Genomic DNA, 19,536 nt, shown 5'->3' with positions numbered 1-19,536 from the left:
ATAAGAAGACATGTCGTTTTTTGCGAGCGATCTCACATGGATTCTCCTGCTGCCTGTGATTGGTGGTGTGGGTGTCTATGTGTTTCCGACGAAAGTGGCGCGCTGGTGGGCCCTGGCCCTTTCGGCGGCTACCTTCGCTCTTTCAATGTGGATTTTCTTCCGTATTCTCACGACCAGTGGGATTAGCGGATTTGGTGATTTGAACCACCTGGCCGACCAGGTGAAGTTGAACTGGATTAATCTGAAGGCTGGTTCGTCCCGCTTTACTGTGCAATACTTTCTCGGCGTGGACGGCCTGAGCCTGCCGATGGTGATCTTGAACGCGTTGTTGACGATGCTGGCCGTGATTGGCGGCTGGCAGAAGAAGCGCGTCAAAGACTATCTGGCCATGATGCTGTTTCTGGAAGCCGGTGTGATGGGCGTCTTTATGGCGCTGGATATCTTCCTCTTCTTCCTGATGTGGGAGGTTGAGCTGGCTCCGATGTTTATCCTGATCGGTGTCTGGGGAAGTGACGCGATTAAACATGGCGTTCCCGGTCGTGTCTATTCGGCCTGGAAGTTCCTGCTTTACACGTTCTTTGGTAGCGTGTTTATGCTGGCCGGTTTCATCCTGCTCTACTTCAATGTCGGTAGCTCCGACATGCAGTATCTGTCCACGCACCTGATCGGTGGTACCACGACGATCTTTGGCATTGGCATTACCCTGCAGTTGCTGACCTTCCTGCTGGTCTTCATGGCCTTCGCGGTGAAGATCCCGATGTTCCCGTTCCATACCTGGCTGCCGGATGCCCACACGGATGCTCCGACCGAGGTTAGCGTATTGCTGGCTGGTGTGCTGCTGAAGATGGGTGCCTATGGCCTGATCCGCTTCTGCTTTACCCTGTTCCCTGGAGGACTGGGGCAGTTCGCGGGCTGGCTGGTGGTGATCGCGGTGATCAATATCCTGTATGGCGCGGCGATCTGCCTGGTGCAGAGGGATATGAAGAAGCTGATCGCGTATTCGAGCGTGAGCCATATGGGTATCATCCTGCTGGGCGTGGCCGCCGCGGCTGGTGGCCTGGCTGGCGACCAGGCGTTCCGCCAGGTGGCTTTGACCGGCGCGACCCTGCAGATGTTTAGCCACGGTATCATTACCGGTATGCTCTTCTTCTGCGTTGGCGTCGTCTATGATCTGGCCCATACCCGCGAGATCGCCGTCTTCGGTGGTATCGCCAAGCGCATGCCGATGCTGGGCACGTTATTCACCTTCGCGGCCCTGGCCTCACTGGGGCTGCCTGGTATGGCCGGATTCGTCGCTGAATACATGGTCTTCACCAGTAGCTTCCGTGTTTGGAGCATTCCGACTTTGATCGCGGTCTTTACTATGATCCTGACCGCCGCGTATCTGCTGTGGATGATCAAGCGCGTCTTCTTTGGACCTTTCAATCAGAAGTGGAACTGGCTGCCAGATGCCTCGGCACGCGAGCTCGTCCCGCTGTTTGCTCTGGCCGGGCTGATCGTGTTTGTTGGCGTGTATCCGGCGCCTCTGGTTAACATGATTTCGAGTAGTATCACGCCGATTATTCATACGGCCGTGACCATGATAAAGTAGGGGAGGCCCCCGAAGCAGCCTGGGCGATCCGCCAGGTTAACAAGCTGGATCGCCCCGCTGCGGGGTAAGGAGTAATTATGTTTAGGCCTTATGATCTCTACCTGCTGGCGCCTCAAATCAGCCTGGTGCTGTTAGCGTTGGTTGTGATGGCCGTTGATCTTTTTACGAAGAAACGTATCGTCATTGCGGCTACCGCGCTGGTAGGTCTGATCGTGCCTGCGGCTTTTACCATCGCGCAGGTTGTTACCTTTAGTGGCCCCCAGACGGCATTTTTTAAGATGCTGGTGGTGGATCAGTATTCTCTCTTTTTTGAGATCATCTTCTTGATTATCGCGGCCGTTATCATCCTGGCGTCTTATGACTATATTGGGAAGTACGTGCAGGCGGATGGCGAGTTTTATTCGTTGATGCTCCTGTCGGTCGTGGGTATGATGTTCATGGCCAGCACAGGCGAGTTGATCTCGATTTATATCGCTCTGGAACTGACCAGCTTCCCACTGTATATCATGGCTGGCCTGATTCGTTCCGATACCAAGTCGTCTGAGGCGGCCGTCAAGTATGTCTTGCTCGGCGCGATGTCCTCGGCCATCCTGCTGTATGGCTTCGCCTTGCTCTATGGCCTGACCGGTACCACGGATCTGCAGGGCCTGGCGCATACCTTCAAGAGCTTTACCAATGGCAACCTGATGGTGATCGTGGCGGATGTGCTGGTGATCGCGGGCTTTGGCTTCAAGATCTCGGCGGTTCCGTTCCATATGTGGGCTCCCGATATCTATGAGGGCGCTCCCACACCAGCAACGGCCTTCTTCTCGGTTGGCTCGAAGGCAGCTGGCTTCGCGGCCCTGATCCGCGTCCTGATCTATGGTGGCCTGTGGCAGGTGGACCTGCTGCCCCTGGTTGTAACCCTCTCGATCGTGGCTGTCCTGACCATGACGCTGGGTAACTTTGTGGCTGCGGTCCAGACCAATATCAAGCGTATGATGGCGTATTCCAGTATCGCGCAGGCCGGTTATATCCTGGTCGGTGTGGTCGGTACTGTGGGTATGGCCCATATTAACCAGGCCGCCGCCGCTACCGGTACCGCCGCGGTGCTCTTCTTTATCCTGGTCTACGTTGTCACCAACCTGGGTGCCTTCTCGGGCATCATCGCCCTGGCGAATATGACCGGTGGCGAGAAGATCGATGACTTCCGTGGCCTGTGGAGGCGCGCCCCGCTGCTGAGTGTTGGTACCGCCCTGTGTCTGCTTTCTCTGGCAGGTATTCCACCGGTGGCCGGCTTCTTCAGTAAGGTGTTTATCTTTACCTCGGCCTGGCAGCTGGGTCAGTCGTGGCTGGTAATCATCGCTCTGCTGAACAGTATCGTCTCGGTAGTCTACTACGGTCGCATCATCAAAGTCATGTTCTTTGATGAGCCACAGAAAGAGGGTCGCCTGGTGACCTCAATGAGTCTGGGTACCTCGATCACCCTGGCATCGGCTGCCCTGCTGGTGCTGACCGTTATCGTGCAGCTGGTGATCAATGCCGCCAATCCCGCGGCCTTCAATCTCTTCGCTTCACTCGTCGGTCGCTAATAAAACTCCTGGAGCTACAGGCTCCATACAAAGAGGTTCAATAGAACTGTATTATTAGTTCTATTGAACCTCTTTTATTTTTATAGAGATGATGGTGCAAAGGTGCGCGCCAAGCGCACCTTTGCACCATCATCTCTATAAAAAACTCTCTGAGCGCCGCAGGCGCGTAGCGTGAGGGGTCGCAGACACCCATCGCCGGCTTATGGCGCAGCCTATACATAATCAGCACTCGAATCATTTAATCTTAACCATAAATACACTTTTTTATTACCATAATTATCTGCTATAGCCTATAGAATGCATATTCAGATACATAATTATAACGACTCCAGGTATCTTGAAAGGAAAGCAGGTAGATGGTCCAATCTCTTGCGTTTAATGAGGTAGCAACGGCTATTTCTGGTCTTGTAGTTGAGAATGATCAAACTCAGCATGTGGTGATAGCAACGGGTGATGCGAATATTTATTATATTACGCCGCAGGCTAATGAGCAGCTCGCGTTTAGCGTGATCGGTCGCTTGGATGGTGAGGTAATCAACGCGCTGGCGGTCTATGCTAGCGCTGATGGCGCGCTTCATTCCGTCGCCGCGACCGTCGATGGTAACCTCTACCATTTTGAGGGTGAGCAGAAGCAGTTTGTACACCATTTTGAGGACGTGATGGTGACGGCGCTGGCGGCTTACTCCTCTGCTGATAATACGTATCATGTCCTGGCGGCCACCAGTGATGACGTGGTCTATCATCTCAACATGCAGTCAGAGCGGGAGGCCACTCCCGAGCCGGTGGCAAGCCTTGAGAGCAATGCGACCAGTATCGCTGGCTATTTCACCTCTAAGACTGCTACACACCATCTGCTGGTCGCGGCCAGCGATGGTCATTTATATGACTACGCCTTTGGCAACCAGCAGACGGCTCAGCGCCGTTCACTGGGCTTCTTCGATGAGCGCTTCTTTGGCATGGCGGCCTACCAACTGCCGATCGATGGGTCTCGTCACCTCATCGTTGCTACCCGCGATGGTAAACTCTATCACGTCAGCTATCTGAATGAAGAGGCATCCTTCCAGACCGATGTGCTTGCTCGCTTCTACCTGGTCAGCGAGGGCAGCATGACCTTCTTGACCGCCTACGCCCAGGCCGATGGTTTGCAGCACGTTGTCGTCGCCAGCAGTGATGGATCGCTCCATCACTTCTCATTCCGTGGCAGTCCCAGTCAGCAACATAAGCTGACCTCCGACGCTCTGGCCCTCCAGCAAAAGGACGTCGATCACAGCATCCTTACCACCTTCATGGCCCTCTACTAAGAGTTTTTGAGTGGTGCATGGGGCGCGGATCCGCGCCCCATGCACCACTCAAAACGGACTCCTGTGCTGCCTCCGCACCCTATACCCCTTTTTCAGCGTGTTAGATACAGGGGCCGACGAGGTTCCATGCACCAACTCAAAATGGACTCCTGAGCTGCCTCATTACCCTATACCCTTTTTTCTATGGTGTTGGATACAGGGGCCTCGACGGCCCCTGTATCCAACACCATATCTCCCTCCCACCTATACATTTGGGCTGATTCGTAGCGTGAGTTAGGGCTTATACGTTATTATGAACGTAACAACAATGTGAAACATATTCATTCGCGCTACAATGAACAAGGAATAGATAAGTTATGGGATCTGCAAATAAACAACCTCAATCCTGGGGGCGCTATCCATTGGTCAAGAATAACCAGGTCGTACCAGTATACTGGCGCGGTGAACTGCCGGACCTTGGCTCGATGGATCAATCAATCCTCCCCTATGGCTATGGTCGCAGCTATGGCGATAGCTGTCTGAATGAAAATGGTATCTCTATTGATACGAGCCATCTTAAGAATTTTATTTCTTTTGATACAGAAAAAGGCATTATTCGCTGCGAGGCCGGCGTCTCGCTGGCCGATGTGTTGCAGGTGGCGGTCCCACGCGGCTGGTTCTTGCCGGTGAGTCCGGGTACCAAATTTGTCTCGGTCGGCGGCGCGATCGCCAATGATGTGCATGGGAAGAATCACCATGCCGCCGGCACCTTCGGCTGTCACGTGACTAAATTTGAGCTGGTGCGCTCAAGCGGGGAGCACCTGATCTGCTCACCCGAGCAGAACAGCGAGCTTTTCCGGGCTACGATCGGTGGATTGGGCCTGACCGGTGTGATCCTGTGGGCCGAGTTTCGGCTGCGCAAGATCATGAATCCTTTTATCGATATGGACTCGATCCGCTTCGAGTCGCTCGATGAGTTTTTCGAGCTTTCGGCCGCCTCGGATAAAGATTATGACTATACCGTGTCGTGGGTGGATCTCTTGATCGGTGGTGATAAGCTGTGTCGCGGCAAGTTTTCTCGCGGCAACCACAATCAAGATCCTGACCTGGCGAAGAAATATAAGCCGAAGAAGCTGCCGCTGGCCGTGCCGATCGATTTCCCTTCGTTCGCGCTCAATACGTATACTGTGAAGGCGTTCAACGAGGCTTACTATCATGTCCAGCGTGAGAAGTACGTCAGCAAGACCGTGCCCTACGATCCATTCTTCTATCCACTGGATGCTATCCACAACTGGAATCGTATCTATGGCAAGCGTGGCTTCTTCCAGTATCAGTTTGTGGTCCCGTTTGAGAATGGCCGCGAGGCGATGCGCAAGTGCATCCACCATATCCAGCAGGCTGGCGAGGGTTCGTTCCTGACCGTGTTGAAGCAGTTTGGCTACATCAAGTCGCCCGGTATGCTGTCCTTCCCACGTCCCGGTATTACGCTGGCCCTCGACTTCTCCAACCATGGTGAGCGCACGCGCACCTTTATGAACGAGCTGGACCGCATCGTTGAGGATAACGGTGGCGTCCTCTATCCTGCTAAAGATGCCCGCATGAGCCCCGAGTCCTTTAAGAAGTACTATCCGCAGTGGCAGGAGTTTGAACAGTATATTGATCCCAAGTTCTCCTCCAGCTTCTGGCGTCGTGTGACTCAGGGGACCGATAGCAACATTCCGACCTATATCTAAGAAAGTACGATAAAGACGATGAGAGTAGCAATTGTAGGGGCCACGTCCGCGCTGGCCCATGAGACAGCCAAGTTTTTTGCCCGCGATGGGGCCGATTTCTTCCTGGTCGCGCGTTCCGCCGAGAAGCTGGCGGTGGTGGCCGCCGATCTGAAGGTGCGCGGGGCGCAGGCTATCGAGACCTATACCCTGGACCTCAGTCAGCTGGAGCACCACGATGCGATGCTGCAGCAGGCGATCGCCACACTTGGAGGCCTGGATGTGCTGTTGATAGCGCATGGCACCCTGGGTGATCAGCGGGCCTGCGAGCTGAGCGTGGCCGAGACGCTGCAGGAGTTCAATACCAACGCGCTGAGCGTGATCTCACTACTCACCCTGAGCGCCAACTATTTTGAGCAGCAGAAGCGGGGTACGATCGCGGTTATCTCTTCTGTAGCCGGCGATCGCGGTCGCGCAAGCAACTATGTCTATGGCACGGCCAAAGCGGCGGTCAGCACCTTCTTGCAGGGACTGCGCAACCGCCTGGCGAAATCGGGCGTGGCCGTGGTTACGATCAAGCCGGGCACCGTCTCTACACCGATGACGGCTCATATGAAGCAGGGCCTGCTCTTCGCCAAACCGGAGGCGGTCGGCCAGGGCATCTACGACGCCATCAAGCGACGCAAAGACATCGCCTATACACCCGGCTACTGGCGCATCATCATGCTGGTCATCAAATCCATTCCCGAAAGCATCTTCAAACGCCTGTCCCTGTAGCACCATCATACAAATGATAAAAGGGTTGATGCATGGGTTGCGCATCCGCGCAACCCATGCATCAACCCTTTTAATACGGGCGGCTGCGCCAGCGGCCGCCCGAAAGGGGCGCATACGCGTCCCTGGAAAAAGTGTGTCTGACACCCCTCAACTACTGTGGGTATTGGAGAGGTACATGGTCAGGCCGATGATGACCAGGACGACCCCTACACCACCTAATAAGAAGATGAGCCAGGTCAGGCCGCCGCCGCCACCAGAAGAGCCATTGTTCGTGGAAGGAGTAGGGGTAGGTGTGGCTGTGGCCTGGGGAGTAGGTGTGGCTGTAGGTGTGGCTGTGGCCTGGGGAGTGGGTGTGGCCTGCGCGTTGACGGTGATCGCGTTATCCTGATACGTTTTCAAGTTGGGATCATTCTGGCCGACGACACTGATGCCGTAGTTGCCGGACGCGGTACTGGCGGGGATCGTCAGGTCTAGCGAGAAGGTGCCGTTGGTATCCGGATTGGCCTGCCCACTGACGATGGTGTTGCCGCCCTGACCGGCGGTGATCGCTACGTTTAAGCCTTGCTGGGGAAGCCAGTTCTGTCCTGTGATGGTCACTTTGTCACCGGCGTTGACCGTTTGGTTGGAGGAGGCTACCGTTGGCTGACCGAGGACGGTAAACGGCGTGGTAGCCGCCGCATGGGCGTTGCCCGCGCTGGCGCAGACGTAATACTTGGTGTTGGGCTGATTGGCGCTGTCGGGCCAGCTGGCCTGAACCGTGAAGTTGCCGTTGCCATCGGCATTCGCCGGCTGTTGTGACTGGAGGGGTCCTACGCTGCCATTGCCGCTGGCACACTGATTGGGATCTGTCGCGATCGAGAACGCCACACCGCTGTTGGGAGGGAAGCCGGTGCCGGTCAATTGAATGACGGTTCCTGGTCGTCCGCTGGGCGTTCCTCCTGCTGGCAGGGCGAGCGTTAAATTAGGATTATAGGTGGCCGTCGCCGTTGCCGTGGGCGTTGGATCATCCTGGGTATGAGATGGACTGGCAAAAGCCGCTGGTTGTGTATAGGTACAGATAAAAAGTGCGCACCCGACCAGGCCACAAAATAGGACGCTGAGATACCTGATGAAAGTTTTGAACACTAGAATTACTCCTGGGAACACAACATTGTATTAAAATAGACGCAGTTGAATGAATTGGCGTAACGGGATAAATCCTCTATAATCTATACGTCTACATTTACCGCCCTGTTAGCGTTTTATGTGTCATGTCCTACTTTTTTCCGTTCTGGGTGGTACGCTGCCGTAATGCTTCATACAGGGAGATGCTTCCGGCCACGGCGGCGTTAAGCGAGTTGACCTGTCCAAACATCGGTAGTTTGACGAGTACATCACAGTGCTCACGTACGAGTCGGCTCAATCCTTTCCCCTCGTTGCCTACCACGATGGCCAGCGGCCCGGTTAAATTGGCCTGCGTGTAGAGGGTCTTTCCCTCGCCTGCCAGGCCAACGACCCAGATGTTCTCTTTCTTGAGCTGGTCGATGACGCGGGTAAGGTTGGTCTCCTGCGCGATCAGGATATGCTCGGTGGCGCCCGCCGACGTTTTGACCACGGTGGCGTTGACCTCAGCTGCGCGATGCTCCGGGATGATCACACCATGGACGCCGGCCGCCTCGGCCGTACGCAGCAGCGAGCCCAGGTTATTGACATCCTGGATCGCGTCCAGGATCAGGATAAAGGGAGCTTCCTGTTTCTGCGCGGCATGGGCCAGGATATCGTCAGCGCTGGCGTATCTGCGCTCCTCAACCTGGGCGATGCAGCCCTGGTGAACTGCCCCGTGGCTGATCTGATCCAGGCGGTGACGCGGCACGGTCTCAACTGGAACCTGGCGTCGCCTGGCTTCTTGCAAGATAGTCGCGATGGCCGGGGCCTCACGGATTCCCTCGGCCAGCAACAGGCGCTGAACGTGGCGACCGGACTGTAACGTTTCTGCAATGGGATTGCGGCCCCATATATATTCGGGCATAGTACCTCTTTATGTATCATGATGATGGGTAAATTAATTCTCCCCGAGTATAGCACACCACCGCGCCTCTCTCCACTATTTGTGCCTGATATGAGAACAGGCCTTCCGCATGAAAAAGCTCATGCGGAAGGCCTGTTCTCATATCAGCCGCACTGGTTTGTGTGCTGGTGCTACAGGGGCGCGGATCCGCCCCTGTAGCACCAGCACACAAAAAGAGACTTAATATTCTTCGCGGCGCTGGTGGTGATGGCGCTGTTGATTACCATAACCATTGCCTTCCAGGCGCTCGATCTCTTGCTCTTCCTGTCTCAGCTCGCGCCGCAATTCCTGTTCGCGCTGTCGCTCCTGCTGCAGTTCTTGCTGCGCATACTGAGGATCCTGGTAGCCCTGCCGATTGCCATAGGGCTGCTGTTGATATTGATCATTGCCATAGGGCTGCTGCTGGAAGCCACCCTGCTGGAAATTATCGTTATAGTATGGCTGCTGCTGATAGCCACCCTGCTGTTGACGATGGGCCAGCATATGTTTGGCGACCAGAGCGGTTAAGGCTACAGCGCTGCCCATCAGCAAGGGATGACTGAAGATCTGCTGGAGCAGGTGCGGCTGCTCCTGTCCCATGCGCATCAGCCCCTGCGCCATCGACCAGCTATTACCTGGATCGACCCCGTATTGCGGTGGCATCTGCTGAGCCAGAATCGCGCGCTGCTCATAAGGCATCTGATCAAAATGCTGCTGATAGATATTCTGCTGCATCTCGGGTGGCGCGCCCTGAATAAACTGGCGTAAATGGTTGATGGCTTGCATAGGATCGAATCCACTGAAGTTACCCGTATCATAGGCCTGGGCATACTGCTGGTATACCTGGTGTTGATTCTGATCAAATGGCCACATATCTGTACTCCTTTACGAAGATGGTCATTGATGACCACTGGTTATCTTCTTTACTATTGTGTGCTCGTAAATGAGCGATTTACGCTATATATTACCTCTACCAGGGTAACATGATCTTGCCATAAATGTCAAAAATTGCCGGCTCCATGCCAGAGATATTGAAATTCCTCGCTATTTTCCAGGAGCTCGGCGAGCGTGCCTCTGGCCTCGATCTGTCCATCTTTGAGTACGATGATCTGGTCGGCGCGCTGCAGGACGGTTTTGCGATGGGAGACAACCAGGCAGGTGGGTGGCTGATCCTGAAACAGCCGCTCCCACAGCAGGTGCTCGGTCTCTATGTCGAGGGCGCTGGAGAGATCGTCAAAGACCAGTAGGGAGGCGGGACGCACGAACATGCGGGCGGCGGCCGTGCGCTGGATCTGGCCGCCTGAGAGCTTGACGCCCCGACTGCCGATGATGGTCTCCAGTCCGTTTTCCAGCGTGGCGATGTCCGGTTCCATAACCGCCGTGTGCAGGGCTTTTTGCAGCCGTGCGGGATTGTGTGGCTGATCGAGCAAGATGTTTTCCTGCAGCGTGGCGCTGAAGAGGCGCGGGATCTGCGCGGTATAGGCGCTGCGCGGCGGCACAAAGAAGCTGGCTGCGTCTTGCACTGCCTGGCCGTTCCAATAGATCTCCCCCTCGTCTCCGGGAAGCAGACCCAGCAGTGCTTGCAGGAGTGTCGTCTTGCCGGAGGCGATGCGCCCGGTGATGACGGTTAGCGATCCTTGACGCAGCTGAAAGCCGATCCCGGTGATGCCACGCCCGCTATCGGGATAGCGGTAGCTCAATCCCTCCACTTTGAGCACCGTCAACTGATCCTGTTCGCTGGGCACTATGTTCGGGCTGGGGGCTGGCAGGGTACCGCGCAGGTAGAGCGGATGATGGGCGACCAGCCGCTCAGCCGGCGCGCCCTGCAGCAGTGTATCCATACGTTGAAATGCTACCCCGGTCTGGATGTAGTGGGCCAGGAACGTGCCGGCCCACTGTGTGTATTCAGTTACGAAGGTCAGGTAGTATATGAAGAGCGCCAGGTCGCCGATGCTTAGCTGATGAGTGTGAAGCGCCTGCGCAGCCAGGATCAGGATCATGCCGGTGCCCAGCCCGACCGTGTTGCCGAAGATCGAGTCGAGCAGCTGCTCCAGCGTACGATCCCTGAGCATGGTGCGGCGGCGCTGCTCGTTCAGCCCCTGGAAATGCTCTACGACGTGTGTTTCGGCGGCCGCCACTTTGATCCCCTGTACGCTGCTGAAGATCTCGCCAATGGCGCTGGTGACAGCCCCCGTGGCCTCGCGACTGGCGCGGCGATAGCGCTCCAGGCGCTTATGGATGGCCTGGGTGACAGCTACCATGCAAACCAGCGGCATAAACACAAACAGCGTAATGGTGACGCTAATCCTGAGCATGATCACGATGGCGATGATCGAAAAGCAGATGGAGCCGATGCTATCCAGGGTCCAGCTGACGGCGTCTTCGGCTTGGCGCGCATCGTCGCGGAAGCGGCTGATCGCCTCGCCTGGAGAGCCCGGTACCGCGTGTGCCCCCGGACGCTCGAGGATGCGCGCCAGCATATTACGCTTCAGCAGGCCGTTGATGCTGAAGCGGTGCAGCGAATCTACGGTTCCTCCGCACAGGATCAGGCATACTCTGCCCAGCTCGGTTGCGACCAGTAGCACGATGATGAGCCAGAAGGCATTTGAGATCTGTGTGGCGCTTTGCAGACGATTAAAGAACTGCTGTGCCAGCAGGCCCGGTACCAGGGGCGCGACATGGATGATGGCCCACAGCACGGCGTTGAGCGTGTAGAGCAGCGGGCGATAGCGAAACAGGCGCCAGAGATATTGATAGGTCTTCATGCGAGCACCTCTTCTAAGCCGGTTTGCAGCAACTGGTAAAAGCGTGATTGAGGATCGGCGGCTAGCCGGGTGCGCGGTCCATACTCCAGTATCCGTCCATTTTCGATGATCAATATATCGTCGGCGCGCTGAATCGTGCCCAGCCGATGCGCGATAATGATGCCGGTGCGATTGTTCAGCAGGGTGTCGATGGCGTGCTCGATCAACTGCTCCGTCGCGGGATCTAAGCGGGACGAAGCTTCATCCATAATAATCAGACCGGGATCGCTGAGGAAGATGCGTGTAAAGGCCAGTAATTGAGCCTCGCCCGCCGATAGCCCCTCGCCGTCCGAGCCCAGGACGGTATCCAGCCCTTCAGGCAGGCTTTTATACCAGCCCACCAGCCCTACCTCTGAGAGGACCCTGATGATCCTTTCATCGGCTATGGCGCGGTTGAAGTAGGTCAGGTTGTCGCGTACCGTGGCGTGGAAGAGCTGTACGTCTTGGGTGACCATGCCGATGTGCTGACGCAGATCGCTCAGCCGCGTCTGGCGCAGCGGCACACCTCCCAGCAGTATCTCTCCTTGCTGGGGCTCATATAGACGCAGCAGCAGGCGCGCCAGAGTGGTCTTGCCACTGCCGGTGCGTCCAAGCACACCCAGTACGCGTCCCGCCGACAGTTGCAGAGAGATGTGCTGCAATACTGGTTCCTCCGGATTGTAGCTGAAGGTGAGGTCATCGATCTCCAGGGCCAGCGCCCCCTCTGGCAGGTCTGGCCCGCTGCCATCGAGAATGGTTGGCTGAGCCTGCAGGAGCTGACGGATGCGTTCAATGCCGGCTCCCGCCTCTTGCAACTGCTGCAACTGGGTGCGGATCTGCTCCATCGGCGCGCTGAGCAGGTTGGTGTAGTAGAAGATCAGGTAGACGCTGCCCGGTGAGATCTCGTGCTTGCTCCACAGGTAGATAGAGATGGCCAGGGCCAGCGCGTTGCCGATGCCGAATAGGAGCAGGGTGCTGCCCCAGGTCCCATAGCTGGCCAGGCTGGCGCGTATATTGATCGGCAGCCAGCCCCGCAGAATCTGGTAGAAGCGGGTCATCACATAGCCGGTGGCGCCATTGGCGCGTAGATCCTCCGTACCAGCCAGATGCTCGCCCAGAAAGCCAAAGAACTCGGCATCCTTCTCGCGCGTCTTCATCCAGTAGGGAATGGCGATGCGGCGTACGCGTGTCAGGATCAACAGGCCGCAGAGCGCGAACAGGCTGATGGCGATCCCTACCTGCCATTGTTCCTTGAAGAGCAGCAGTAGCACGCCGATGATCAGCAAGCCGTTGCCGAATAATCTGACGATGGCCTGCGAGAAGAATGTGGCCAGCGTATTGACATCACCATCGATGCGCTCGATCAGCTCGCCCGACGTACGGGCCTTATGGAAGGCTATATCGAGCTGCAGACAGTGTCGCACCAGGTCGGTTCTCAGCTGATTGGTGGCGGTCCAGGCCACATTCTCGCTGACATAGGTATTGATCACGGCCAGCATCTGGTTCAGCAGTGAGAATCCCATGAACAGGGCCCCGGCCAGCATCAGCGGCGTGATGTCGGCTCCCTGCATGGTGTTATCGATAAACTGGCGTAAGATCTGAGGATTAATCAGCTGCAGGACTATACTGCCCAGCAGCAGTAAGATCAGCCAGCAGACGCGCCGCCACTGTGGTCCCAGGTAGAGCGTCAACAGCTCACGATAGGTAAATGAATCTTTGAGCGCGGTGCTCATGGGTGAATCCTTTCATCACAGCAATGCTTTCAAAAACCTCGTGAGCCCGACACCAGAGATTCGTTTGCGCGCATGATGACCTCCGCTAGGCCACGAGGTGAATAGACAAACCATACCCATGGCTTCGCGTATAAACGCATCATAATGTGAAAAAGGCAGAAAAAAGCCACGGGTCAGCGTGCACCCATGGTCATGCAGTCTAAGCGAGTGGAGGATATGCTCCCGTTGGGGTAAAGAAGGGGGAGCAATGCTACAAACAGCTAGCGGCTTCGAGGGCGCACTTATAGATAGGTTCCTATCAGAGGATGCGAAAAATTCTTCTTCAAATCAAATGCGAATATCGTTATCATCTAGCGTATCTGCTCCTTTCAGCCGATCTCTTACGAGCGTACCATAAACCTGTATATAAATCAAGATACATATATTCATTACGCATCATTCAAATGTTGCAAACAGGGTTCTGGGACAATGGGATGGTGTTATGTGAGCTGAATCGGCCGTGAACGGGGTCGCTTTGCGACAAACCAGGGTTGAGGATGCCCCCAGCATCTTCGCTTACGATAAGGAGAGGGTCTGGAATAACGCTGAGCTTTATGTTACCCTGAGATTGGATCTGTATGGTAGTACATTTGTCGAGGTTGCTGCGCTGCAAAGCTGGGGCCGCGCTGCAAAGCTGGGGCCGCGCTGCAAAGCTGGGGCAAGCCCAGCACCTACTACAAGCAAAGCTGGGGCAAGCCCAGCACCTACTACAAATGCCTCTACCATGTAGCGGATTATTTCTGGCCTTCGTATTACATGCGAGATGCGTGTGTAGCATCCAACAACTGTATTGTAATTGTATGATTTTTTGGCCGAGAAGGAGTGTTCATGGCTCGGGACTTATTTGATCGAGGTAATATTATGGAGTATGGACGTCGTGGCTTCAGAGGTGGCTTAAACACATTGGGTGACTTCCGCAAGTTTTTGCTACGCGGCAACGTCGTTGACCTGGCGGTTGGCGTTGTTATTGGGGCCGCTTTTAATGGGGTTGTTCAGAGTGCGGTTAAAGACCTGATTACACCATTAATTGGTATTTTTGTACATCAGGGTAATTTGAGCACTTTGAAGGAGGGCCCTTTTTTATATGGTGATTTTCTTAACGTCGTTATCAGTTTTATCTTGACAGCGGCGGTGGTTTACTTCTTTGTTGTAAAGCCGATCAATGCTTTGCATGATCGTTATGAGCGACTACGTCCCAAGCAGGAAGAGGCCCCGACCACGCGGGATTGCCCGTTCTGTTTGAGCGAGGTGCCTTTGAAGGCGACGCGGTGTGCTTATTGTACGGCCCAGTTGCCGCCGGCCGATGAGACTCCTGCACAGGCTGCGACGGCGCGCTAATTTCTATCCGCCTCCGTCCCCCGTTTTCTGCCGGCGGAAAACGGGAGACGACCCTTCAGATTCTTGCATGTGGGAAATGGCTAGCGTATACTGCTAACGGAGAAAATGTTGATTGTTATTCATAAATTTAATGGATGCGATTAATGTTTTCCGTGAAGACAAGGGGCGGTCAGTCAAGAGAATAGCGTATGTGGCTTGACCGGCCCCTGTGTTATTGCCAATTTCATACCATACAGAGGAGAACATAGCTCATGACGTCAACATCCGAGCCTGTACGATTGGAAGATTGGGTTCGCGATATTCCTGATTTTCCCCAGAAAGGTGTCCTGTTCAAGGATATTACCCCTTTGCTGCAAGATCCCAAAGCATTTCACGTGGCCATGGATCGTTTGGCTGCGCACTATGCGGGCGCTGGTATTGAAGCCGTCGTTGGCGTTGAGTCTCGGGGTTTTATTTTCGGGGCGCCGCTGGCCTACCTGCTCAATTGTGGCTTTGTGCCCGTGCGCAAATTCGGCAAACTGCCGTCCAGCACCGTTAGCGTTGAGTACGCGCTCGAGTATGGCACCAATGTGGTTGAACTGCATACCGATGCCATCAAGCCGGGACAGCGTGTCCTGATTGTGGATGATCTGCTGGCTACGGGTGGCACCGTCTCCGCATCCATCGAACTGGTGGAGAAGATGGGAGGCCATATCGCCGGCATCGCCTTCCTGGTGGAACTGGGTTTCCTCAAGGGCCGCGAACGCCTGGAGGGACACGACGTCTTCGCGCTGATCCAATATTAAGCCCATCCATCTCTGCTAGAAAAAAACATATGAAGTATCCCCAGATACTACCTTTTGTGTATACGAGGACACCTGCTCAAGCAATGGTGTCCTCGCATATTTTTTTTGTTTATCTCCTATGCTGCTTATACGTAAGAGCATGTATTACTCTCGCCGTGCGGGGGCACATGGGCGCTCCCACACAGGCGCCCGCATGCGCGGCCGCACCGGTATTGTATGTTGGTGCAACAGGGGCGCATCCGCGCCCCTGTTGCACCAACATACAATAAGCTGTTGAGTACCAACAGTGATTAAAGAGCATGTGTATGTTGATGTATTAGGCATCCGAGCACCCCATGCAACAACACATAAAATCAGTTTCACACCGATAGTGCTTAAAAGACATGCGTATGTTGATGTATCGGGTGCGCACCAGTGCACCCGATACATCAACATACAAAAACGAGGGCGTCCGCGCAGCGGACGCCCGTGCGGGGCCGCTCACGTACCCCCAGGATGCAGAAAGTAAGACCTACCCTTTAGAGAGATATATGGAATACCCTTCATAAGTGCTGTACTGATAATTCTGCAGCGTATTATCTTGTTTATGTATTTTGATAAAGTTATGCTCGTGTTGTGAGTTCAGCGGAAATACATATGAGGGACTCTGGGTCTTTTGCACAGCAACCTGGTAAGGGGAGTAGCGATTCATCCCTGGTGTAAGATCCGGATTGAGGACGCTACAAATAATTTTTTCTTCGCTCTGGAATATAAGGCGATTGCACGTCCAGTATTCTGAGTAGATGCGTGTTGCCTGGATTGACTCCAGGTGTTGCGCGAGCCTTGTTTCCTGGCGAGAAAATTGCTGGGCCGCGGGGATATCGGTAAACGTTTCAATTATGCCATATGAGAACGCACATAGAATAGTGGCTAACAGACACAAGTGCAGATAGAAGATGATGCCTGGAGCTTTTGTGGCCTTGTTTTTAAGATAGCTGCTCTTGCCGGGCCAGAGTTGCCACAGGACAGCTGGAATGGTGAGAAGCAGACAGATAAGATACCTCGCGGTTGGTTCTGGTGCTGACGCGGCCGATGTACTCGGCGAGTAGATGATGATCGTTAATCCACCACCCACAAGTAACATCAGGCGGCTATACTCGATGATCTGCTTTTGTCTTGCTTCACGTGTGGTCGCTATCTCTTTCCCGCTTTCCCGCCTGATATTTTTGATTGCGCTCCATACAGCCAGTGTCCACAGCACTAAATAGCCGAGGCTCCAGCTACCTCGCAGGAGCAAGCACCCCGCCTGTATTTCCCCAAGGGTTGGAGCCATGTTGGAGGGACACATTTGCGGATAGCCGGTTGCACTAGGGATACCAATAAAGAATGCGCCACCCAATTTTTGCAGTAGTGAATAGCTTTTTCCATCAGTCGCGTTGATAAGTCCAGCCATATTGGCGATGGTGCTTTCGCTAAATGGTGCTGTTATATTATGCAGGATAATTGGAAATATGCCGATAACAAAGCCGCACAATAATAATAGCCCTGCCAGAGATAGTAAATCTTTTCTTATAAAAATAATGAGAAGGAATAGGCCCATCATGACAAATGGGAAAATCAGAAGATCAGTCCAGATAGCAAAACTTGCCATCAAACCAAGCAGAAAATAGAGTAAATATTGACTTGCTCGCGCTTTATTAGTGATCGTTTTATTATGCCGCCAGAGTATTGCTGTAACCAGGATGCAAATAGTAACTGCTAACAGAGGTAACTCTGGATACCCTCCTATCGCCTTCAATTGTCGGATGATAATCTCTTTTGATTCCAGGCACAGTAAAAGACAGATAAAGAGGGCAAATTTTTCTGTATACAGAAACTTTGAGTACCTGTACATCGCAATTAAAAACAAGCTGAAAAATAGTAATAGTCCAATCCGTAAGCTAAATACGGATGGACCTAAGAGCCGAAAAAAGGGCGCCGCTATATATGCTTCTATCGGCCCCATATATCCCTGCCCATAATACATAAGAGGCCATTCTCCTCCATGTGAAATATGGAGAGCCATAAGCCCCATAATTGATTCATCGCTATTTGTGACAGGCCAGTTATTCATGATCAGAATAAAGCGCATCGATACCGCGATAACCACCATAGTCGTTACAAGTACTACCGCGATACGTGCCTTTTGATTGGGTACGTTTGATGGCGTTTTTTGTTTTTCTAATATAAGTGGTTTGCTATACATCACTATCATCCTATGCTATGGACATGAGAAATGAATTACCTATTACTTATAGAACGTAAATAATCGCTTGTGTGAATAGGACTATTTAACGTATCTGCAATAGAGCATTCTCCTGTAAATATCATGAAGTTACCCCGAGTTTTTTGTTGGGAAAACTCGGGGCCTTTGCGGGTTGGCCATCAAAAACCAGGCTGACCATGAGGTGGATGCAGCGGGGTAACATATTAGAGCCAGACGGTTTGGCTGTCCGCTGGTACAGGAAGGCGTTCGCTGGCCTGAATGGCTGGATAGCCAAGGTAGACAAAGGCGACCAGCTGATCTTCTGCTGCCAGTCCAAACCAGTGTTTGATGCGGGGATCATAGGCCGCCTCTCCGGTACGCCATATGGCGGCCAGTCCCATCTCCTCAGCAGCCAGCAGCATGTTCTGTACAGCCGCCGCCGTCGCCTCGATGTTTTCAATGGCGAGTACGTTGCCCTGTTCCGGCGCTTTGGAGGCTACAGCGATCAGGATAGGGGAGCGCAATGGCTTATTCCGCTCTTTATCCAGGCTGGCTTGGCTGCAAAGATAGGGTTCGTCCTTGTGGCGCTCGGCCAGGGCCTGGGTCATCACAGCTCCCAGTTCGATACGTGTCTTACCGCTCACCACAAAAAACCTCCATGGCTCGGTTTTATGATGATTAGGGGCGTGCGTGGCCGCCTCCAGCACACGCTCAATCTGCTCGTGCGTCGGCACCTGGTCCGTCATCTTACCAATGCTACGACGCCGCTTGATCGTTTCAAAAACTGTTGTCATCTGCTCTAAACTTTCTCTCCTACTCATAATGGCGCTACCGCCCGGGAAGGTTTTTTACCGCCTATACGTTTGCTATCGTTGAGATGTATTATAGCTCTTTTCCCCACTTTATGAAAAGGCATGACCCCATCACATGGATATTGAGGAGTGTGGTGTGCGGCCTCGGCCGCACACCACACTCCTCAATATCCATGATCGGCGCCGCAGGCGCCTGAGCAAAGAAAGAGGCCAGCGCATGCGACATAAGTTTGAATTGGTAGCGATTTATCCCACTGCATGATAAACTGAACGCGATAACATCATACCTTTCAATCAGTTAAGTAAAGACGGCGCAAATTCAACTGGAGTGTTGTCACGCGACTTGTCAGGTTCATACATTTCTGCGATTGATTGGTCGAAGATGAGGTGTAGGTGTGGAAAGTTTTTTTTCGTGGTTGACTTCGATCGTGGGTGCTGGTTCGGCCTATATGGAGCAGGTATGGGATTATCGCGCGGGTCCCGATCCCTCTTCTATAATCTGTAATCTGGTCTGCTATCATCAGGCGGAAGAGGTTACGGCCCTGACGTGTTCTTCTGAGACGCGCGTAATGGCGTCAACTGGCGAAGACCAGGATATTCACATTTGGAATGTGCGCACCCGGTATGCTGTTTTCGTCTATCGGGAAACTATGAGTGCTGTGCTGGATTGGCTGCCCGACGCAAGCTTGAAGATATCGACCAGTACAGAGCGAGTGCTCTATATATGGGATGTCTGGACCCAGGCACAAAAACAACCTGGCGTAGGAGTATATTACTCACCAGGATCCGCTAGCTAATACCCTAGCATGGCTGCTGTGTGTCTCCTCTGCTTATTTGCCTGAGAGGGTGCCCTGGCCTGTGCTAGTCG

At 54.0% G+C, this 19,536-nt stretch carries 15 protein-coding genes; 8 read left to right on the top strand and 7 right to left on the bottom strand.

The features are described 5' to 3' along the window. Nucleotides 1-10 precede the first annotated feature (10 nt). The 5 genes from AABA21_RS20130 to AABA21_RS20110 all read left to right on the top strand — a co-directional run bounded on the left by AABA21_RS20130 (nt 11) and on the right by AABA21_RS20110 (nt 6,928). On the top strand, nt 11-1,591 hold the full coding sequence (locus tag AABA21_RS20130) for a complex I subunit 4 family protein (protein ID WP_338253239.1): 1,581 nt from the start codon (nt 11-13) through the stop codon (nt 1,589-1,591). Nucleotides 1,592-1,668: 77 nt separating this feature from the next. After that, nucleotides 1,669-3,162, top strand: coding sequence for an NADH-quinone oxidoreductase subunit N (locus tag AABA21_RS20125; RefSeq protein WP_338253238.1), 1,494 nt, complete (start codon nt 1,669-1,671; stop codon nt 3,160-3,162). Nucleotides 3,163-3,518: 356 nt separating this feature from the next. After that, nucleotides 3,519-4,463 (top strand): DUF8189 domain-containing protein, encoded by a 945-nt coding sequence (locus AABA21_RS20120; RefSeq protein WP_338253237.1) that lies wholly within the window; start codon nt 3,519-3,521, stop codon nt 4,461-4,463. 356 nt (nt 4,464-4,819) lie between these two features. Further along, nucleotides 4,820-6,175 (top strand): FAD-binding oxidoreductase, encoded by a 1,356-nt coding sequence (locus AABA21_RS20115; protein ID WP_338253236.1) that lies wholly within the window; start codon nt 4,820-4,822, stop codon nt 6,173-6,175. 18 nt (nt 6,176-6,193) lie between these two features. Then, nucleotides 6,194-6,928, top strand: a complete 735-nt coding sequence (locus AABA21_RS20110; protein WP_338253235.1) for an SDR family oxidoreductase — start codon at nt 6,194-6,196, stop codon at nt 6,926-6,928. Between the two features lie 147 nt (nt 6,929-7,075). Here AABA21_RS20110 and AABA21_RS20105 read toward each other — a convergent pair whose 3' ends face one another. The 5 genes from AABA21_RS20105 to AABA21_RS20085 form a co-directional block, all read right to left on the bottom strand. Beyond that, entirely contained in the window at nt 7,076-8,053 is a 978-nt protein-coding gene (locus tag AABA21_RS20105) for a hypothetical protein (protein WP_338253234.1), read from the bottom strand. Between the two features lie 130 nt (nt 8,054-8,183). After that, complete coding sequence (rlmB, locus tag AABA21_RS20100) at nt 8,184-8,936, bottom strand: 23S rRNA (guanosine(2251)-2'-O)-methyltransferase RlmB (RefSeq protein ID WP_338253233.1); 753 nt, start codon at nt 8,934-8,936, stop codon at nt 8,184-8,186. Nucleotides 8,937-9,155: 219 nt separating this feature from the next. Then, nucleotides 9,156-9,827, bottom strand: coding sequence for a hypothetical protein (locus tag AABA21_RS20095; RefSeq protein WP_338253232.1), 672 nt, complete (start codon nt 9,825-9,827; stop codon nt 9,156-9,158). Nucleotides 9,828-9,955: 128 nt separating this feature from the next. Beyond that, the gene (locus AABA21_RS20090; RefSeq protein WP_338253231.1) at nt 9,956-11,719 is read right to left on the bottom strand and encodes an ABC transporter ATP-binding protein; all 1,764 of its coding nucleotides are present in this window, start codon (nt 11,717-11,719) and stop codon (nt 9,956-9,958) included. Next, entirely contained in the window at nt 11,716-13,470 is a 1,755-nt protein-coding gene (locus AABA21_RS20085; RefSeq protein ID WP_338253230.1) for an ABC transporter ATP-binding protein, read from the bottom strand. The genes AABA21_RS20090 and AABA21_RS20085 overlap by 4 nt, the downstream gene beginning before the upstream one ends. Nucleotides 13,471-14,337: 867 nt before the next feature. Here AABA21_RS20085 and mscL point away from each other — a divergent pair. Beyond that, nucleotides 14,338-14,847 carry a large conductance mechanosensitive channel protein MscL gene (gene mscL, locus AABA21_RS20080; protein ID WP_338253229.1) on the top strand — a complete coding sequence of 170 codons (510 nt, stop codon included), beginning with the start codon at nt 14,338-14,340 and terminating at the stop codon, nt 14,845-14,847. A 251-nt stretch (nt 14,848-15,098) separates the two neighbouring features. Beyond that, a complete protein-coding gene (locus tag AABA21_RS20075) occupies nt 15,099-15,632 on the top strand; it encodes an adenine phosphoribosyltransferase (RefSeq protein WP_338253228.1) in 534 nt (177 codons plus the stop codon). Nucleotides 15,633-16,143: 511 nt separating this feature from the next. On the opposite strand, the gene AABA21_RS20070 is transcribed toward AABA21_RS20075, so the two are convergent. Both AABA21_RS20070 and AABA21_RS20065 read right to left on the bottom strand, forming a co-directional pair. After that, a complete protein-coding gene (locus AABA21_RS20070) occupies nt 16,144-17,856 on the bottom strand; it encodes a hypothetical protein (protein WP_338253227.1) in 1,713 nt (570 codons plus the stop codon). A 224-nt stretch (nt 17,857-18,080) separates the two neighbouring features. Continuing rightward, nucleotides 18,081-18,650 carry a nitroreductase family protein gene (locus AABA21_RS20065; protein ID WP_338253226.1) on the bottom strand — a complete coding sequence of 190 codons (570 nt, stop codon included), beginning with the start codon at nt 18,648-18,650 and terminating at the stop codon, nt 18,081-18,083. A gap of 413 nt (nt 18,651-19,063) precedes the next feature. On the opposite strand from AABA21_RS20065, the gene AABA21_RS20060 reads away from it, so the two are divergent. Next, nucleotides 19,064-19,465, top strand: a complete 402-nt coding sequence (locus tag AABA21_RS20060; RefSeq protein ID WP_338253225.1) for a WD40 repeat domain-containing protein — start codon at nt 19,064-19,066, stop codon at nt 19,463-19,465. The last annotated feature ends 71 nt before the right edge of the window (nt 19,466-19,536 follow it).

The sequence above is a fragment of the Dictyobacter halimunensis genome, assembly GCF_036245075.1.
The sequence above is the reverse complement of the archived record's forward strand: the minus strand, read 5'-3'. Positions and strand labels throughout refer to the sequence as shown.